This window comes from Burkholderia sp. 572 (assembly GCF_040545135.1).
In the GTDB taxonomy this organism is placed as follows: Bacteria; Pseudomonadota; Gammaproteobacteria; order Burkholderiales; family Burkholderiaceae; genus Burkholderia; species Burkholderia cepacia.
This window is the reverse complement of the sequence record NZ_JBEPLH010000001.1, coordinates 548,357-566,050: the sequence shown is the minus strand read 5'-3', so window position 1 is coordinate 566,050 and position 17,694 is coordinate 548,357. Positions and strand designations below refer to the sequence as shown.

Here is a 17,694-nt window from a genome sequence, read left to right as displayed (position 1 = left end):
ACACCTTCATGCAACGGAAAGCATTCCTGATCGGCGCGTGCGTGCTGAGCGCCACGTCGGCGCACGCATCGTCGGTCACGCTGTACGGGATCGTCGACAGCTACGTCGAATTCGACCGCATCGGCAGCCTGTCGAGCCTGCGGCAAAGCGGCGGCGGCTCGTCGACGAGCCGCATCGGACTGACGGGCGTCGAGGATCTCGGCGGCGGCACGTCGACGAAGTTCGTGCTGGAAAGCGGCTTCTCGCCGGCCGACGGATCGTTCCAGGGCGGCACGCTGTTCTACCGGCAGGCCTACGTGTCGCTGCAGAACACGCGCTACGGCGACCTTCGGCTCGGCCGCCAATACACGCCCGCGTTCTACGTCGTGTACGACGGCGATCCGTTCGGGCTCAACGAACGGCTGTCGCCGCTCGCGCTGCTCGCGACGTCGACGGACACGATCACGAGCAACACGACGCCGCCGATTCCGCGCTTCAACCAGGCGGCGTCGTACCTGAGCCCCGACTGGAACGGCCTGCGCGTGATGGCCACGTACGGCTTTCCGACGCCCAACGCGCTGTCCACGCAGGCCGGGCGCAACTACGGCGCCGGGCTCCAGTACCGGATCGGCGGGCTCTATCTCGGCGCCGGCTTCCAGGGCGACACGTCGGCCGGCAACCTGGCGCCCGTCGTCTCGCCGTCGACGACGCGCCACTACGTGTTCGCGGCCAACTACGCATTCGCGCGCGTCAAGCTGTACGCCGCGTTCCTGTACGGCGTCGGCACGGCGGCGCACCTGCCAGCGTTCTCGACCGCGAGCGCCGGCGCGTCGATCAACGTCGGCGCGCTCGATCGCGTGCTCGTCTCGGTCGTGCGTCGCGACGTGAAAGGCTCGGCGAACGACGCGACCGCGCTCGGCATCGGCTGCGACCATCCGCTGTCGAAGCGCACGTCGCTCTACGCCCGCTATCTGTACGTGAAGAACGGCGGCGGCGCCCGCAACACGGTCGTCGTCGGCCTGCAGCCGCAACCGGGCGGCACCGGGCAGGTGTTCGCGCTCGGCATCGCCCACCGCTTCTGACGGAGTGTCCATGACCCCGACCCTTTCCACTCACGCGGCCGCCGCCGGCGATCACGCGACGCAGGCGCTCTACCGCCGGATCTCGCGCCGGCTGCTGCCGTTCCTGATCCTCTGCTACACGCTGTCGTTCATCGACCGGATCAACATCGGTTTCGCGCACGCGCAGATGGCCGGCGAACTGCACTTCTCCGACGCCGTCTACGGGCTCGGCGCTGGCATCTTCTTCATCGGCTACATGGCGTTCGAGATTCCGAGCAACGCGCTGCTGGCGCGGATCGGCGCACGCAAGACGATTGCCCGGATCATGGTGCTGTGGGGGCTCGGCTCGGCCGCGACGATGTTCGTCACGACGCCCGCGCAGTTCTACGCGTGCCGCTTCCTGCTCGGCGTGTTCGAGGCCGGCTTCTTCCCCGGCATCCTGTTCTATCTCGGCGCGTGGTATCCGCCGCGGCAGCGCGCGAAGGCGTTCGCGCTGTTCATGACCGCGCTGTACCTCGCCGGGCTGATCGCCGGCCCCGTGTCGGGCGCCATCCTCTCGTTCTTCGACGGCGCCGCCGGCCTGAGCGGCTGGCAGTGGCTGTTCCTCGTCGAAGGGCTGCCGAGCAGCGTGCTCGGCCTCGTCGCGCTGCGCTTTCTCGACGACCGGCCGGACGACGCGCGCTGGCTGTCGGACGCCGACAAGGCCGCGCTGCGCGCCGCGCACGCGCACGCCGAAGCCGCCACGCCGGACGCGAACGCGGCACGGCCGCTGCTTGCGCACCGCGATTTCTGGCTGCTGTGCGCGGCCAATTTCGCGATCGCGGCCGCCGGCTACGCGCTCGTGTTCTGGATGCCCGTGATCCTGCATCGCGGCGGCCTGCATGGCGCGATGCGGATCGGGGTGCTGTCCGCGCTGCCCTACCTGTGCGGCATCGTCGGCATGCTCGCGATGGGCTGGCGCACCGAGCGGCGGCGCGAATGGCGCGGGCACGGCGCGGTCGCGATGCTCGCGTGCGCGGCCGCGCTCGCCGGGCTGGCGAGCACCACCGGCACATCGCACCTGATGATCGCGCTCTGCGTCGCGGTCGCCACACACGCCGCGGCGCTGCCCGCGTTCTGGGTGCTGCCGGGGCTCGCGCTGCCGAAGCGCTCGATGGCGGTCGCGATCGCGGCGATCACGATGTCCGGCGCGATCGGCGGGTTCGCGAGCCCGTTCCTGATGGGCGTGCTCAACACGGCCACCGGGTCGATGCGCGGCGGCCTCTATTTCAACGCCGCGCTGCTCGCGGCCGGCGCCGTCGCCTTGCTCGGCACGCTGCGCACCCGCGCGGTGTCGCGCACGAACGCCGCCTGACGGCATCGACCTCCCTTTACTCACCCTCATCGACTCCCATGAATTTCGACCTTGAACTCGAACACCGGATGATCCGCGACCTCGTCGCACGTTTCGTGCAGGACGAGCTGATTCCGCTCGAAGCAGCGGTCATGGCCCGCGAGGCCGACGGCCAGCGCTTCGGGCTGCTCGACGAAGAACGCGCCCACCTCGACGAGCGTTCCCGGCAGCTCGGCCTGTGGGGCCTCGACGCGCCGCTCGACGCCGGCGGCTCGGACCTGCCGGCCGTCGCGATGGTCGGCGTCAACGAAGCGATCGGCACGACCGTGACGCCGTACATCCTGCCGCCCGATTCGCCGAACCTGCGGATGCTGTGCGACGTGGCCGACGACGCGCAGCGCGCGCGCTATCTCGAACCGTACGCACGCGGCATCACGCGTGCCGCGATGGCGATCTCCGAACCGGGCGCCGGCTCGGACCCGGGCGCGCTGTCGACGACGGCCGTGCGCGACGGAGACAGCTGGGTGCTGAACGGACGGAAGATCTGGATCAGCCACGCGCCCGAAGCCGACTGGACGATCGTGATGGCGCTCACCGATCGAAGCAAGGGCAAGCGCGGCGGCATGTCGGCGTTCATCGTCGACCGCGGCACGCCCGGTTTCATCATCGAACGGCGGATCCCGATGATCGGCGGGCTGTCGACCTACGAAATCGTGCTGGACGACTGCCGCATTCCCGTCGCGCAACTGCTGGGCCAGGAAGGTGCCGGCTTCGCGCCGATGCAGGCACGGCTCGCGAACCGGCGGCTGGAGATGGCCGCATGGTGCATCGGCCGCGCCGAGCGCGCGGTCGCGATGCTGTGTGACCATGCGAAACAGCGCAAGACCTTCGGCGTGCCGCTCGCGGAACGCCAGGCGGTCCAGTGGTGGGTCGCCGACGCGCTCACGCAGATCCACGCGTGCCGCCTCATGACCTACGAAGCGGCCGTGCGCGTGGATGCCGGGCAGGATGCACGCACGCAGATCTCGATGGTCAAGGTGTTCGCCACCGAAATGGCGTCGAGCGTCATCGATCATGCGATGCAGACGCTCGGCGCGATGGGCATGACGAAGGAAATGCCGTTGCAGCAGATGGCCAGCGAAGCGCGGCTGATGCGCATCTTCGAAGGCCCGACCGAGGTGCACCGCTGGGTCATCGCGCGCAGCGCGCTCTGACCGCGGTGCACCGCCCACCTTCACGATGGAGCCATGCGTTGGACACCCTGCATCTCGTCGACCCTGAAATCCGCCCGCTGCTCGAGACCTGGCCGACCGTCACGCTCGGCATCGACAACCTCGCGCAGTCGCGCGAACGCGTGCTGCCGCTGCCGCCGCCCGACCTGGCCGGCAGCACGCTCGAACACCGCACGGTGCCCGGCCCCGCCGGTGCGCCGGACGTCCCGGTCCTCGTCTACCTGCCTGACGATCACGCGCGCCCGCTCCCGGCCATCGTCCACCTGCATGGCGGCGGCTTCGTGCGCGGCAAGGCGAAGGATCTCGAGGCGGTGCACCGGTCGCTCGTGACGCAGCTCGGCTGCGCGCTGATCTCGATCGACTACCGGCTCGCGCCTGAAACCGTGTTTCCCGGCGCGATCGAGGATTGCTACGCGGCGCTCGCATGGGTCTTCCGCCATGCCGATACGCTCGGCATCGATGCGTCGCGGATCGGCGTGGCGGGCGAGAGCGCGGGCGGCGGACTCGCCGCGTCGCTGGCGCTGCTGGCCCGCGACCGCGGCGAATACCGGCTCGCGTTCCAGCATCTGATCTACCCGATGCTCGACGATCGCACCTGCACGCGCACGCCGCACCCGCATGCCGGCGAGTTCGTCTGGCACGCGGCCAACAACCGGTTCGGCTGGACCTCGCTGCTCGGTCACGCGCCGGGCATCGACGGCGTGTCGCCCTACGCGGCCGCCGCGCGCGCCACGCGGCTCGACGGCCTGCCGCCCGCGTTCCTGTCGGTCGGCTCGCTCGACCTGTTCCTCGACGAAAACCTCGACTATGCGCGGCGCCTGCTCCGCGCGGGCGTGCCGACCGAACTGCACGTGCTGCCCGGCGGCGTGCACGGTTTCGACATCGTGCCCGGCGCGCGCATCGCCGAAACGGCGCGCCGCCTGAGCCACGACGCGCTGCGCCGCTTCCTGCACGGCTGACGAAAACGACGCGGGCGGCCGAAGCCGCCCGCATCCGCGCCGATGCCGGCGACGATCAGAACGCGTCGCCCGGCACCCGCACCCAGCCTTCCATCAGCACGCGCGCGCTGCGGCTCATGATCGCCTTGGTGACGGTCCACTCGCCGTTCTCCTGCTGCTGCGCTTCCGCGCCGACGCGCAGCGTGCCCGACGGATGCCCGAAGCGCACCGCGTTGCGTTCGCCGCCGCCCGCCGCCAGGTTGACGAGCGTGCCGGGGATCGCCGCGGCCGTGCCGATCGCGACCGCCGCCGTGCCCATCATCGCGTGGTGCAGCTTGCCCATCGACATCGCGCGCACCAGCAGGTCGACATCGCCCGCGTTCACGCGCTTGCCGCTCGACGCGACGTAATCGGCCGGCTTCGCGACGAACGCGATCTTCGGCGTGTGCTGCCGCGTCGCGATTTCATCGAGCGTGTCGATCAGGCCCATGCGCAGCGCGCCGTGCGCGCGGATCGTCTCGAACTTCTCGAGCGCCTTCGCATCGCCGTTGATCGCGTCCTGCAGCTCGGTGCCCGTATAGCCGATCGCTTCCGCCTCGACGAAGATCGTCGGGATGCCCGCGTTGATCATCGTCGCCTTCAGCGTGCCGACGCCCGGCACCGCGAGATCGTCGACGAGGTTGCCGGTCGGGAACATCGACCCGCCCGCGCCTTCCTCCTCGGCGGCCGGGTCCATGAATTCGAGCTGCACTTCGGCGGCCGGGAACGTGACGCCGTCCAGTTCGAAGTCGCCCGTCTCCTGCACCGCGCCGTTCACGATCGGCACGTGCGCCACGATCGTCTTGCCGATGTTCGCCTGCCAGATCCGCACGGTCGCGATGCCGTCGCGCGGCACGCGCGACGGATCGACGAGCCCGCCGCCGATCGCGAACGGGCCGACGGCCGCCGACAGGTTGCCGCAGTTGCCGGTCCAGTCGACGAACGCGCGGTCGATCGCGACCTGCCCGAACAGGTAGTCGACGTCGTGGCCGGGCCGCGTGCTCTTCGACACGATCACCGTCTTGCTGGTGGACGACGTCGCGCCGCCCATCCCGTCGATCTGCTTGCCGTACGGATCGGGGCTGCCGATCACGCGCAGCAGCAGCGCGTCGCGCGCGGCGCCCGGCGCCTGCGCGGCGTCCGGCAGGTCCTGCAGCCGGAAGAACACACCCTTGCTGGTGCCGCCGCGGATATAGGTCGCGGGAACCCTGATTTGAGGAATGTGAGCCATGTCCGTGTTCTCTCCGTAGGCCCGTCAGGCCGCCTGCGACGATTCGAGGAAGTCCTGCGCGAAACGCTGCAGCACGCCGCCCGCTTCGTAGATCGACACTTCCTCCGCCGTATCGAGCCGGCACGTCATCGGCACCTCGACGCGCTCGCCGTTCTTGCGGTGAATCACGAGCGTCAGGTCGGCGCGCGGCGTGCGCTCGCCGATCACGTCGAAGGTTTCGGTGCCGTCGATGCCGAGCGTCGTCCGGTTCGTGCCGGGCTTGAACTCGAGCGGCAGCACGCCCATCCCGATCAGGTTCGTGCGGTGGATCCGCTCGAAGCCTTCGGCGGCGATCGCCTCGACGCCCGCGAGCCGCACGCCCTTCGCGGCCCAGTCGCGCGACGAGCCCTGGCCGTAGTCGGCGCCGGCCACGACGATCAGCGGCTGCTTGCGATTCATGTACGTCTCGATCGCTTCCCACATCCGCATGACCTTGCCTTCCGGCTCGACGCGCGCGAGCGAGCCCTTCTTCACCGCGCCGTCGACCACCGCCATCTCGTTGATCAGCGTCGGGTTCGCGAAGGTCGCGCGCTGCGCGGTCAGGTGGTCTCCCCGGTGCGTCGCGTACGAGTTGAAGTCTTCTTCCGGCAGGCCCATCTTCGCGAGGTATTCGCCGGCCGCGCTGTCCAGCAGGATCGCGTTCGACGGCGACAGGTGGTCGGTCGTGATGTTGTCGCCTAGCACCGCGAGCGGGCGCATGCCCTGCAGCGTGCGTTCGCCGGCCAGCGCGCCTTCCCAGTACGGCGGGCGGCGGATGTACGTGCTCTGCGGGCGCCAGTCGTACAGCGGCGCCGCGCGCTCGCCCGCATCGGCGCTGCGCGCGAACATCGGCTCGTAGACCTTGCGGAACTGCTCGGGCTTCACGCTCGACGCGACGATCGCATCGATCTCCTCGTCGGTCGGCCAGATGTCCTTCAGCGTGACGGGCTTGCCGTCCGGGTCGTGGCCGAGCGCGTCCTTCTCGATGTCGAAGCGGATCGTGCCGGCGATCGCATACGCGACGACGAGCGGCGGCGACGCGAGGAACGCCTGCTTCGCATACGGGTGGATGCGGCCGTCGAAGTTGCGGTTGCCGGACAGCACGGCCGTCGCGTACAGGTCGCGATCGACGATCTCCTGCTGGATCTTCGGGTCGAGCGCGCCCGACATCCCGTTGCAGGTCGTGCACGCGAACGCGACGATGCCGAAGCCGAGCTTCTCGAGTTCGGGCAGCAGGTTCGCTTCCTCCAGGTACAGCTCGACCGCCTTCGAGCCGGGCGCGAGCGAGCTCTTCACCCACGGCTTGCGCGTGAGGCCCTTCGCGTTCGCGTTGCGCGCGAGCAGGGCCGCGGCGATCACGTTGCGCGGGTTGCTGGTGTTCGTGCAGCTCGTGATCGCGGCGATGATCACCGCGCCGTCGGGCATCTCGCCCGCCTTCTCTTCCCACTGGCCGGCGATCCCGCGCGCGGCGAGGTCGGACGTCGGCAGCCGCTTGTGCGGGTTCGACGGGCCGGCCATGTTGCGCACCACGCTCGACAGGTCGAACGTCAGCGTGCGCTCGTACTGCGCATCGTTCAGCGTATCGGCCCACAGGCCCGCCGCCTTCGCGTAGGTCTCGACGAGCTTCACCTGCTCGTCGCTGCGGCCGGTGAGGCGCAGGTAGTCGGTCGTCTGGCCGTCGATGAAGAACATCGCGGCCGTCGCGCCGTATTCGGGCGCCATGTTCGAGATCGTCGCGCGATCGCCGAGCGTGAGGCTCGCCGCGCCTTCGCCACGGAATTCCAGATACGCGCCGACCACCTTTTCCTTGCGCAGGAACTCGGTCAGCGCGAGCACGATGTCGGTCGCGGTGATGCCGGGCTGGCGCTTGCCGGTCAGCTCGACGCCGACGATGTCCGGCAGGCGCATCCACGATGCGCGGCCCAGCATCACGTTCTCCGCTTCGAGCCCGCCGACGCCGATCGCGATCACGCCGAGCGCGTCGACGTGCGGCGTGTGGCTGTCGGTGCCGACGCAGGTGTCCGGGTACGCGACGCCGTCCTGCGCCTGGATCACCGGCGACATCTTCTCGAGGTTGATCTGGTGCATGATGCCGTTGCCCGGCGGGATCACGTCGACGTTCTCGAACGCCTTCTTCGTCCACTCGATGAAGTGGAAGCGATCCTCGTTGCGGCGATCCTCGATCGCGCGGTTCTTCGCGAACGCGTCCGGATCGAAGCCGCCGCACTCGACGGCGAGCGAGTGGTCGACGATCAGCTGCACGGGCACGACCGGGTTCACCTTCGCCGGGTCGCCGCCGCCATCGGCAATCGCGTCGCGCAGGCCCGCGAGATCGACGAGCGCCGTCTGCCCGAGGATGTCGTGGCACACGACCCGCGCCGGGAACCACGGGAAGTCGCGTTCGCGCTTGCGCTCGATGATCTGCTTCAGCGAATCGGCGAGGATCGCCGGATCGCAGCGGCGCACGAGGTTTTCGGCGAGCACGCGCGACGTGTACGGCAGCGTGTCGTAGGCGCCGGGCGCGATCGCGTCGACCGCGGCGCGCGCGTCGAAATAGTCCAGCGACGTGCCGGGCAGGGGTTTGCGGTTGGCGGTATTCATGATGTGGGGCGGAATTCGGGGTAAGACGTTCCGCGCGCGCCGGCGGCCCGCATCACGGGCGCCGGCGCGCGCGGCGGGCGTTTCAGCGCTTCTCGATCGGCACGAACTGCAGGTCTTCCGGACCGGTGTAGTTCGCGCTCGGGCGGATGATCTTGTTGTCGATGCGCTGCTCGATGATGTGCGCGCTCCAGCCCGACGTGCGCGAGATCACGAACAGCGGCGTGAACATCGCGGTCGGCACGCCCATCATGTGATACGACACCGCGCTGAACCAGTCGAGGTTCGGGAACATCTTCTTCGCTTCCCACATCACCGATTCGAGGCGCTCGGCGATGTTGTACAGCTTCAGGTCGCCCGCTTCCTTCGACAGCTTGTGCGCGACGCCCTTGATCACCTTGTTGCGCGGATCGGAGATCGTGTAGACCGGGTGGCCGAAGCCGATCACGACTTCCTTGTTCTCGACGCGGCGGCGGATATCGGCCTCGGCGTCGTCCGGCGAGCTGTAGCGGCTCTGGATTTCATACGCGACTTCGTTCGCGCCGCCGTGCTTCGGCCCGCGCAGCGCGCCGATCGCGCCGGTGATCGCCGAGTAGATGTCCGAACCCGTGCCCGCGATCACGCGGCCGGTGAACGTCGACGCGTTGAATTCGTGCTCCGCGTACAGGATCAGCGACGTGTGCATCGCCTCGACCCACGACTTCGACGGCGTCTTGCCGTGCAGCAGGTGCAGGAAGTGGCCGCCGATCGAGTCGTCGTCGGTTTCCGTCTCGATGCGCTTGCCGTTGTGCGAGAAGTGATACCAGTACAGCAGCATCGAACCGAGCGATGCCATCAGGCGGTCGGCGATGTCGCGCGCGCCCGGCAGGTTGTGGTCGTCCTTCTCCGGCAGCACGGTGCCGAGCACCGACACGCCCGTGCGCATCACGTCCATCGGGTGCGCGGATGCCGGGATCTGCTCGAGCGCGGCCTTCAGCGCGTTCGGCAGGCCGCGCAGCGCGCGCAGCTTCGCCTTGTACGCGGCCAGTTCGGTCAGGTTCGGCAGCGTGCCGTGAACGAGCAGGTGCGCGATTTCCTCGAATTCGCACGATTCGGCGACGTCGAGAATGTCGTAGCCGCGGTAGTGCAGGTCGTTGCCGGTCTTGCCGACCGTGCACAGCGCCGTGTTGCCGGCCGTCACGCCCGACAGCGCCACCGATTTCTTCGGCTTGAATGCGCCTGCGGCGGCCGGTGCTGCTGCGTCTTTCGTCTCGCTCATCTTTCCGTTCTCCAATATGTATCGTGGGTGTCATGTCCGCCGGGCGCGGCACGGGTGCGCGCGGCCCGGTTTCATGCAAGGCATGCCGGGAATCGTGCCCGGCGCGCGGGCCGCGTTACTTCTTGCCCTGCGCGAACAGCTCGTCGAGCTTGCGCTCGTATTCGTGATAGCCGAGGAAGTCGTACAGCTCGGCGCGCGTCTGCATCGTCGGCACGGCCGCCTTCTGCGTGCCGTCGCGGCGCAGCGTCTCGTAGAAGTTCAGCGCGGCCTTGTTCATCGCGCGATACGCGCCGCAGCAGTACAGCGCGATGTCGACGTTCGCCTCGCGCAGCTCGTCGAGCGTGAACAGCGGCGTCGAGCCGAACTCGGTCAGGTTCGCGAGGATCGGCACCTTCACGGCCGCCTTGAAGCGGCGGTAGTCGTCGAGCGTCTTCATCGCTTCCGGGAAGATCATGTCCGCGCCGGCCTCGACATAGGCCACCGCGCGCTCGATCGCCGAATCGATCCCTTCGGCGGCGGCGGCGTCGGTGCGCGCCATGATCACGAATTGATCGTCGGTGCGCGCGTCGACCGCGGCCTTGATGCGATCGACCATTTCGTCGGCCGGCACGACTTCCTTGCCCGGACGGTGGCCGCAGCGCTTCTGGCCGACCTGGTCTTCCAGGTGCACGGCCGCGACGCCGGCCTTGATGAACGAGCGCACCGTGCGCGCGATGTTGAACGCGCCGCCCCAGCCCGTATCGATGTCGACCAGCAGCGGCAGGTCGGTCGCGTTGGTAATCCGGTTCGCGTCGATCAGCACGTCTTCCATCGTGCTGATGCCGAGGTCGGGGATTCCGAGCGAGTTCGCGGCGACGCCGCCGCCCGACAGGTACACGGCCTTGAAGCCGACGGCCTGCGCCATCTTGGCCGCGTACGCGGTGATCGCGCCGACCACCTGCAGCGGCTGCTCGGCCGCGACTGCCGCGCGGAATTTCGCGCCGGCGCTCTGAAGATGCGTGTTGCTCATGAACGGCCTCCTGATGGAATGCCCGATAACAGCAAGGACCGGGCCAGCTCGCGGAATGTCGCTAACTCTCTGATTCTTAAGCAACCGGCACGGGCGATGCCGCACCCGGCGATTTCAATTCAGCAATTTCATGTTTCAAAAATGAAATCGCGCGCGCATAATCGACCGCCATGGACCTCTCCTCGACCAAGCCCGTCGGCCCGGCGGATCGCGCGGCGCGCCCGCGCATCTGGGCGATGGGCATCAGCCGCCTGCGCGAACTCTTTCGCGAGATCGCCGGCGAATTCGACGAACGCGCCGACGTGCGCATCGTGACGCGCGCCTATGAGGATGCGCTCAGCGCGATCGCCGAGGCCGGCACCGCGCGGCCCGACGTGATCGTCGCGGCCGGCTCGAACGGCGGCTTCCTGAAGACGCGTGCGCAGGTGCCGGTGGTGGTCGTGTCGCCGACCGGCTTCGACGTGATGCAGGCGCTCGCGCGCGCCCGGCGCGACGCGTCGCGGATCGCGCTCGTCAGCGCCGGCGAAACGCCGCCCGAAGTGCGCCGCTTCGTCGCCGCATACGGCCTCGACGTGCAGTTTGCGTCATATCAGTCCGCGCAGGAAGCGGAAGCCTGCGTGCACGAGCTGCGCGACCGCGGCATCGAGACGATCGTCGGCCCCGGCCTCGTCACCGATCTCGCCGCCAGCGCCGGCATGGGCGCGGTGTTCCTGTATTCGCACGCGTCGGTGCGCAAGGCCGTCGATACGGCGCTCGAAGTCGCGTACGCGACGCATGCCGAGGCGTTCCGCCGCCAGCGGCTCGACAACCTGCTCCAGCACCTGCGCGACGGCGTGGTCGCGCTCGACGCGCGCGGCCGCGTGGAGGCGATCAACGAGCGGCTCGCGTCGGCGCTCGGGGTCGAACCCGCGGCGGCCGTCGGCCGCGCGCTCGTCGACCTGCGGCCCGAGCTGCGCACGCTGCGCGGCGAGGACGGCGACGCGCTCGCGACCGTGCGCGGCGTGCGCTACGTCGTGCATCGCGGGCCGCTGGTCGATCGCGGCGTCACGTCGGGCAGCGTGCTGACGTTCCAGGAATCGCGCGCGGTCGAACGGCTCGACCGCGCACTGCGTTCGCAGCCCACCACGCAGCAGTTCGCGGCGCGCTACGCGCTCGACGACGTGGTCGGCGCATCGGCGCCGATGGCGCGCGTGCGCGATCTCGTGCGCCGCTACGCGAAATCCGACGCGACCGTGCTCGTGCTCGGCGAAAGCGGCACCGGCAAGGAAATGATCGCGCAGAGCCTGCACGCGCTGTCCGCGCGGCGCAGCTACCCGTTCGTCGCGGTCAATTGCGGCGCGTTTCCGGAAGCCCTGCTCGAAAGCGAGCTGTTCGGCTATGAGGAAGGCGCGTTCACCGGTGCGCGGCGCGGCGGCAAGACCGGCCTGTTCGAAGCCGCACACCGCGGCACGCTGTTTCTCGACGAGATCGGCGAGATGCCGCCGTCGCTGCAGAGCCGGCTGCTGCGCGTGCTGCAGGAGCGCGAGGTGATCCGCCTCGGCTCGACCGAGCCGATCCGCATCGACGTGCGCGTGATCGCCGCGACGCACCGTCCGCTGCTCGCCGCCGTCGAGGCCGGCACGTTCCGCGCGGATCTCTATTACCGGCTCAACATCCTGAACGTCGGCCTGCCGCCGCTGCGCGAGCGCGCAGCCGACATCCCGGCGCTCGCGGCCACGCTGCTCGTGCAGGCCGCACGACGCGAACCGCGGCTCGCCGAGCGCCTGCGCGACGCCGACGACGCCGCGCGCGTGCTCGGCGCGACGCAGACCGGGTTCACGCGCTACCGGTGGCCCGGCAACGTGCGCGAACTGCAGAACGTGATCGAGCGGATCGCGGTGGAGCTGGCCGAGGAAGCCGACGAAAACGATCCGGCCGCCGCCTGCGGCACGCTCGATCCCGACGCGCTGCAGGCGATCGCGCCCGAGCTGTTCGCGGCGCCCCCCGACGCGGCCGACGCCGACGATGCGCAGACGCTGCACGCACGCCGCCGTCGCGCGGAAACCGACGAGATCCGCGCGGTACTCGACGCGTGCGGCGGCGACCGCGATCGCGCATGCGCGATGCTCGGCATCAGCAAGACGACGCTGTGGCGGAAGTTGTCGGTGAAATAGGCAGGCCGGATGCGGTGCGCCGGCGCGCGCCTGCGTAACGAGGAACGTCAGTCGACCTTGTGATAGTGGCGGTACGCCTTCGCGCGATTGCCGCACGACGACATCGAACACCAGCGGCGGCTGCCGTTCTTGCTGTCGTCGATGAACAGCCACTGGCAGGCGTCGTTCGCGCAACGCTTGACCTTCGCGAGCCGCGCACCGCCAAGCAGGTCGATCGCCGACCACAGTACCGGGCTCAGCAGCGCCGCGAGCGTGGCGCCTGCGCCGATCCGCCACGCATAGGCGCCGTCGATGCGCGCCAGCGCGACGCGCGGCGCCGCTTCCGCCAGGAAGCCGCCGAGCAGCGCCAGATCGTCGGCATGCGGCTCGCGCTGCTCGGCCTGCGCATGAAACAGCCGATACAGCGCCTCGCGCAGTGCGAGCGCGCGCGCGAGCATCGCCGGCTCGTCATCCTTGTCCCGCACTCGACACGCGTCGGCCAGGCCGGCCGGTACGCACGCCTGCTCGCGGCACCACGTCAACAGGTCGTCCAGCGTCCCGAAGGTCTCCGTCGGCGTGTCGGCGCCGCGCCAGTACAGCGTGTTCGCGAAATCGATGCTCAGCGTTTCCGGCGGCGCCGGAATCAGGCAGTCCGTCGTGACGGAAGGTTGCGTTTTGCTCATGACGCGATCGTATCTAACCAGCATGCCGGTTGACAAGCATCCGGGCGCTTTCTAACATAACCGGCATGGTGGTTAAAAACGGTTGACTGCACTGCGCCCTTTCAGCTCAAGGAGACACAGATGATCGATCGCCTTTTTTCAGCGTTATCCACAACGACCGCAGCCGGGTGTTCGACGACAGCACACTCGGTGCGCTCCGCTACAAGCGGCTGGTATGGTGCTTGTAGGCAGCTTTGCCGTCCTGACGTCCCCTCTTCAGTTCAAGGAGCCCACAGATGATCGATCACCTTTCCTTCGGCGTTGCCCACATCGACCGCAGCCGCACGTTCTACGACAGCACGCTCGGCGCGCTCGGCTACAAGCGGCTGTATAGCGACGACGGCTCGATCGGGTACGGCGAGACCGAGCCGGTGCTGTGGCTGCAGCATGCGGCTCGCCCCATCGCCGCCGATCCCGATTCCGGGCTGCACCTGTCGTTCAAGGCCGCGTCGCCCGTCGAGGTCGACGCGTTCTACCGCGCCGCGCTCGAGCACGGCGGCCAGGACAACGGCGGGCCCGGCAAGCGCGAGCACTACGGCCCCGGCTATTACGCGGCGTTCGTCGTCGATCCCGACGGATATCGGCTCGAAGCCCATTGCGAGCTGGACAACGTCGTCTGATCCGGTTCGTACCGACGCGGGTGAACGACAAGGGCCCGATTCCGCATCGCGCGGAATCGGGCCCTTGTCGTTGTTTTTGCTGCATCGAGGTTCGGTCGCGACGCTCGCCGTGGGCAAGCACGCCGATGCCGGGCGGCGCGGCCGGCTCGCGGCCGATTGCCCCGCGATCCGCCCGCGTCGGGCACGCGCTTACTGCGCGTTGCGCGTGCTCTGCAACTGCTCGCCGAGCCCGTCGATCCCGAGGCGCACCGTCTGGCCGGCCTTCAGGAACACCGGCGACGGCTTGATGCCCATCCCGACGCCCGGCGGCGTGCCCGTCGTGATCACGTCGCCCGGCTGCAGCGTCATGCAGCTCGACAGATAGGCGATCAGCTGCGCGACGGTGAACACCATCGTGCGCGTGTTGCCGTTCTGATAGCGGTGGCCGTCGACCTCGAGCCACAGGTCGAGAAGCTGCGGATCGGGCACCTCGTCACGCGTGACGAGCCACGGGCCGATCGGGCCGAACGTGTCGAAACCTTTGCCCTTGTCCCACTGGCCGCCGCGCTCGATCTGCCATTCGCGCTCCGACACGTCGTTGACGACGCAGTAGCCCGCGACGTAATCGAGCGCGCGCGCTTCGTCGACGTCCTTGCAGGTCGCGCCGATCACGACGCCCAGCTCGACTTCCCAGTCCGTCTTGACCGAACCCTTCGGGATGTCGATGCCGTCGTTCGGGCCGCAGATCGAGCTCGTCCACTTGCCGAACACGACGGGCTCCTTCGGCACCGGCATGCCGGCTTCGGCCGCGTGATCGGCGTAGTTCAGGCCGATGCCGATGAACTTGCCGACATGGCCGACGCACGCGCCGATGCGCGGCTCGCCCGACACGAGCGGCAGCGTGGCCGGATCGATTGCACGCAGACGCGCGAGACCCGCGTCGGACAGCACATCGCCGGACAGATCCGGCACATGCGCCGACAGGTCGCGAATCCGGCCGTCCGCGTCGAGAATACCGGGCTTTTCCTGGCCGGACGGGCCATAACGAAGCAGTTTCATCGTGCTCAACCTCTGTTGTCGAATGGGACAGGATACCGGCCGACGCCGCTCTTCGCGGCCGCGTGCCGGACTGATTGTCGATCGTCGATTGCGCGCGTCGGCGCCGCATCCGGCATGCCGTTCGACGCGCGAGGGTCGCGCGGGCGCAGCGATCGTGGCGCCACACGGAAGTATGGCGCGCATCGAACGGGCGGCCGCCGGTCTGCGCATCGGCGACGACGGCCCGGCACCCGCGACATGGCCCGGCCCGTACCGGCCGGCGTCACGCGCGGCCGCACCGTCGCTGGCCCGCCAGTCTTTGTACCATCGGCCGCGCACGATGAAATGACGCGCGACGGATACCGACTATTGGTGCGCCCGCGGGCGCTGCGGCGCAGCATCGCGGGCGGCGGCGCAGCCCGATTTCCTTTCGAATACCTTGAACCGGTGCCACCTGTCATGAATACCGGGTATTCGGAGCTTCCCTGTCATCCTGAAAACAAATTGATCCGTTCTTGTTAGGTAACGATCGGTAAAAAGACGCTGCATTGCACACTAAATGTTTGTTGTTAAGCTCGGACGGATGGCGTGCGTCGCCACACGCGAGCCCGACACAGGCGAAGTGCAGAATCGGTCAGCGTGCGTCGCCAATCGATCGACAGTAATCCCCCAACCTCACATCGACAATGCAAACAACCAACGACCTGCTTCCCGGCTGCGACGCACGGGAATCGATGGGCACAATCGACCGTTATCGCGCACCCGCGCTCGACAAGGGTCTCGACATCCTCGAACTCCTGTCGGAGCAGAAAGAAGGCCTCACCCGCACCGAAATCACGAAGGAACTCGGCCGCAACGCGAGCGAGATCTACCGGATGCTCGAACGCCTCGTCGCGCGCCGCTACGTGATGCGCTCGACCGGCGGCGACCGCTATACGCTCAGCCTCAAGCTGTTCTCGCTCGCGCACCGGCATCCGCCGATGAGCCGGCTGATCGCCGAGGCGCTGCCGCCGATGCAGCGCTTCGCCGATTCCTCGGAACAATCGTGCCACCTGTCCGTCTACGATCGCGGCAACCTGCTCGTGATCGCGCAAGTCGACGGGCCCGGCCCGTGGGGTGTGTCGGTCCGGCTCGGCTCGCGCATCGGGCTCGCCGATACGGCATCGGGGCGGGTGATGCTGTCGTTCCAGGGCGCCGAGCAGCGCGCGCACATGCTCGCGGAGCACCGCAAGGTCAAGGGCGAAGCGCCGCTGAACGAGCAGGAACTCGCGTACGCGTGCCAGTCCATCCGGCAGGCCGGCTACCTGCGCCAGGACAGCCGCCAGGCGTACGGCGTGACCGACCTGACCGCGCCGATCCTCGGGCCGTCCGGCCATGCGATCGCGGTGCTGACCTGCCCGTACATGCGCCGGATCGATGCGCACATGGCGCCGTCGGTCGACGCGGTCGTCGATGGGTTGCGCGAAACGGCCGCCCATCTGTCGATGTGCCGCACCGAAACCTGCTGACACAGCTGACCCTGCCGACACGCAGGCTCGTCGGAACGCACCGGGTACGGCGCGATTGCGCCGATCCCGGTCGCCCGCGATCACGCCGGTGCGAGGCGCGACGCACGGTGCCATATCGTGCGTCCACGGCGCTACGCTAAAATAGCGGCCCTCTCAAAAACTACGGCGGCCGGTTGTCGCGGCCGTCGTGTCCGATGGATGTCATGGCCAAACTTCTGAACGATCAAGAATTCCAGCGTTTCTCCGAACTTCAGCAGAAGCAGGCAAGCTTCACGATCACGCCCGAGGAGGCGGACGAACTGCGCGATATCGTCGCGCGCGCGCAGAAGAAGCGCGACGATCGTGCCGCCGCGATGCAGGCGATCGAGAACTACATCGAGCAGTTCGACATCACGCCCGACGAACTCTTCTCGCCCGAGCAGATCGGCGACGCGGCCCGCACCTACGGGCTCATCACGGCGACCAAGAAGGAACGCACGCTGCCGCCGTCGATCACGTTCAACGGCAAGCCGTACCAGTGGACCAAGACGCTTCCGGACGACGTGCGCGGCGCGCTGTTCGAAGCATTCACGTCCGGCGAATCGGTCAAGCGCTTCATCGCGATGCCGAAGGACATCGCGCGCTGCGCGCTGACGATCGCCCGCCTCGAGCGCGAAACCGGCGCCGTCTATGCCGATTCGCACCTCGAGGAACTCGCGATTTCGCGCGACCAGGTGAACGACGCGGCGGCGAAACTCGCTGCCTGAATGTAAGCGCGGGCACGGTTCATGCGTGCCCGCCCCCTGCTCAACGCCGACCTTGGCCGGCGTTGCGCTTGCACAAACCGTGCGTCCGGACACTCCCGAAAAGTCTCACCCTGGCGTCCCGCAAGCGCTCACCCACACCTCCCGAAAAAGCTCACCAAGGCTCCCGGAAACCCTCACCGAAGCCTCCCGGATGTGCTCACCGACACGTCCCGCAGCCCCTCACCGATGCGCCCCGGAAAGGCTCACCGACGCC

At 68.6% G+C, this 17,694-nt stretch carries 14 protein-coding genes; 8 read left to right on the top strand and 6 right to left on the bottom strand.

From position 1 onward, the window contains the following. Positions 1–8: 8 nt before the first annotated feature. From ABIC51_RS02570 to ABIC51_RS02555, 4 genes are read left to right on the top strand one after another with little or no spacing between them, the layout of a single operon-like run. The gene (locus tag ABIC51_RS02570) at positions 9–1,061 is read left to right on the top strand and encodes a porin (RefSeq protein WP_027790344.1); all 1,053 of its coding nucleotides are present in this window, start codon (positions 9–11) and stop codon (positions 1,059–1,061) included. A 10-nt stretch (positions 1,062–1,071) separates the two neighbouring features. Continuing rightward, positions 1,072–2,394 carry an MFS transporter gene (locus tag ABIC51_RS02565; RefSeq protein WP_175898437.1) on the top strand — a complete coding sequence of 441 codons (1,323 nt, stop codon included), beginning with the start codon at positions 1,072–1,074 and terminating at the stop codon, positions 2,392–2,394. 38 nt (positions 2,395–2,432) lie between these two features. Next, positions 2,433–3,587, top strand: coding sequence for an acyl-CoA dehydrogenase family protein (locus ABIC51_RS02560; RefSeq protein WP_175854506.1), 1,155 nt, complete (start codon positions 2,433–2,435; stop codon positions 3,585–3,587). 38 nt (positions 3,588–3,625) lie between these two features. Then, positions 3,626–4,564, top strand: coding sequence for an alpha/beta hydrolase (locus ABIC51_RS02555; RefSeq protein WP_146253777.1), 939 nt, complete (start codon positions 3,626–3,628; stop codon positions 4,562–4,564). A 55-nt stretch (positions 4,565–4,619) separates the two neighbouring features. Here ABIC51_RS02555 and prpF read toward each other — a convergent pair whose 3' ends face one another. The 4 genes from prpF to prpB form a co-directional block, all read right to left on the bottom strand. Continuing rightward, a complete protein-coding gene (gene prpF, locus ABIC51_RS02550; RefSeq protein WP_175854504.1) occupies positions 4,620–5,813 on the bottom strand; it encodes a 2-methylaconitate cis-trans isomerase PrpF in 1,194 nt (397 codons plus the stop codon). Between the two features lie 24 nt (positions 5,814–5,837). Beyond that, positions 5,838–8,432, bottom strand: a complete 2,595-nt coding sequence (gene acnD, locus ABIC51_RS02545) for a Fe/S-dependent 2-methylisocitrate dehydratase AcnD (protein WP_059693071.1) — start codon at positions 8,430–8,432, stop codon at positions 5,838–5,840. Between the two features lie 82 nt (positions 8,433–8,514). Continuing rightward, a complete protein-coding gene (gene prpC / locus ABIC51_RS02540; RefSeq protein ID WP_027790338.1) occupies positions 8,515–9,687 on the bottom strand; it encodes a bifunctional 2-methylcitrate synthase/citrate synthase in 1,173 nt (390 codons plus the stop codon). Positions 9,688–9,802: 115 nt separating this feature from the next. After that, entirely contained in the window at positions 9,803–10,696 is an 894-nt protein-coding gene (gene prpB / locus ABIC51_RS02535; RefSeq protein WP_027790337.1) for a methylisocitrate lyase, read from the bottom strand. Positions 10,697–10,866: 170 nt separating this feature from the next. Between prpB and prpR the strand changes: the two genes are divergently transcribed. Then, the gene (gene prpR / locus ABIC51_RS02530; RefSeq protein ID WP_146253779.1) at positions 10,867–12,849 is read left to right on the top strand and encodes a propionate catabolism operon regulatory protein PrpR; all 1,983 of its coding nucleotides are present in this window, start codon (positions 10,867–10,869) and stop codon (positions 12,847–12,849) included. Positions 12,850–12,896: 47 nt separating this feature from the next. Here the strand turns inward: prpR and ABIC51_RS02525 are convergent, their stop codons facing one another. Beyond that, positions 12,897–13,535 (bottom strand): CGNR zinc finger domain-containing protein, encoded by a 639-nt coding sequence (locus ABIC51_RS02525; RefSeq protein ID WP_175898445.1) that lies wholly within the window; start codon positions 13,533–13,535, stop codon positions 12,897–12,899. A 251-nt stretch (positions 13,536–13,786) separates the two neighbouring features. On the opposite strand from ABIC51_RS02525, the gene ABIC51_RS02520 reads away from it, so the two are divergent. Continuing rightward, positions 13,787–14,170 carry a VOC family protein gene (locus ABIC51_RS02520; RefSeq protein ID WP_027790334.1) on the top strand — a complete coding sequence of 128 codons (384 nt, stop codon included), beginning with the start codon at positions 13,787–13,789 and terminating at the stop codon, positions 14,168–14,170. A gap of 189 nt (positions 14,171–14,359) precedes the next feature. Here the strand turns inward: ABIC51_RS02520 and ABIC51_RS02515 are convergent, their stop codons facing one another. After that, a complete protein-coding gene (locus ABIC51_RS02515; RefSeq protein WP_124815773.1) occupies positions 14,360–15,208 on the bottom strand; it encodes an ureidoglycolate lyase in 849 nt (282 codons plus the stop codon). Positions 15,209–15,873: 665 nt separating this feature from the next. On the opposite strand from ABIC51_RS02515, the gene ABIC51_RS02510 reads away from it, so the two are divergent. Beyond that, the gene (locus ABIC51_RS02510; RefSeq protein ID WP_027790332.1) at positions 15,874–16,695 is read left to right on the top strand and encodes an IclR family transcriptional regulator; all 822 of its coding nucleotides are present in this window, start codon (positions 15,874–15,876) and stop codon (positions 16,693–16,695) included. Between the two features lie 194 nt (positions 16,696–16,889). Continuing rightward, the gene (locus tag ABIC51_RS02505) at positions 16,890–17,441 is read left to right on the top strand and encodes a hypothetical protein (RefSeq protein WP_027790331.1); all 552 of its coding nucleotides are present in this window, start codon (positions 16,890–16,892) and stop codon (positions 17,439–17,441) included. The last annotated feature ends 253 nt before the right edge of the window (positions 17,442–17,694 follow it).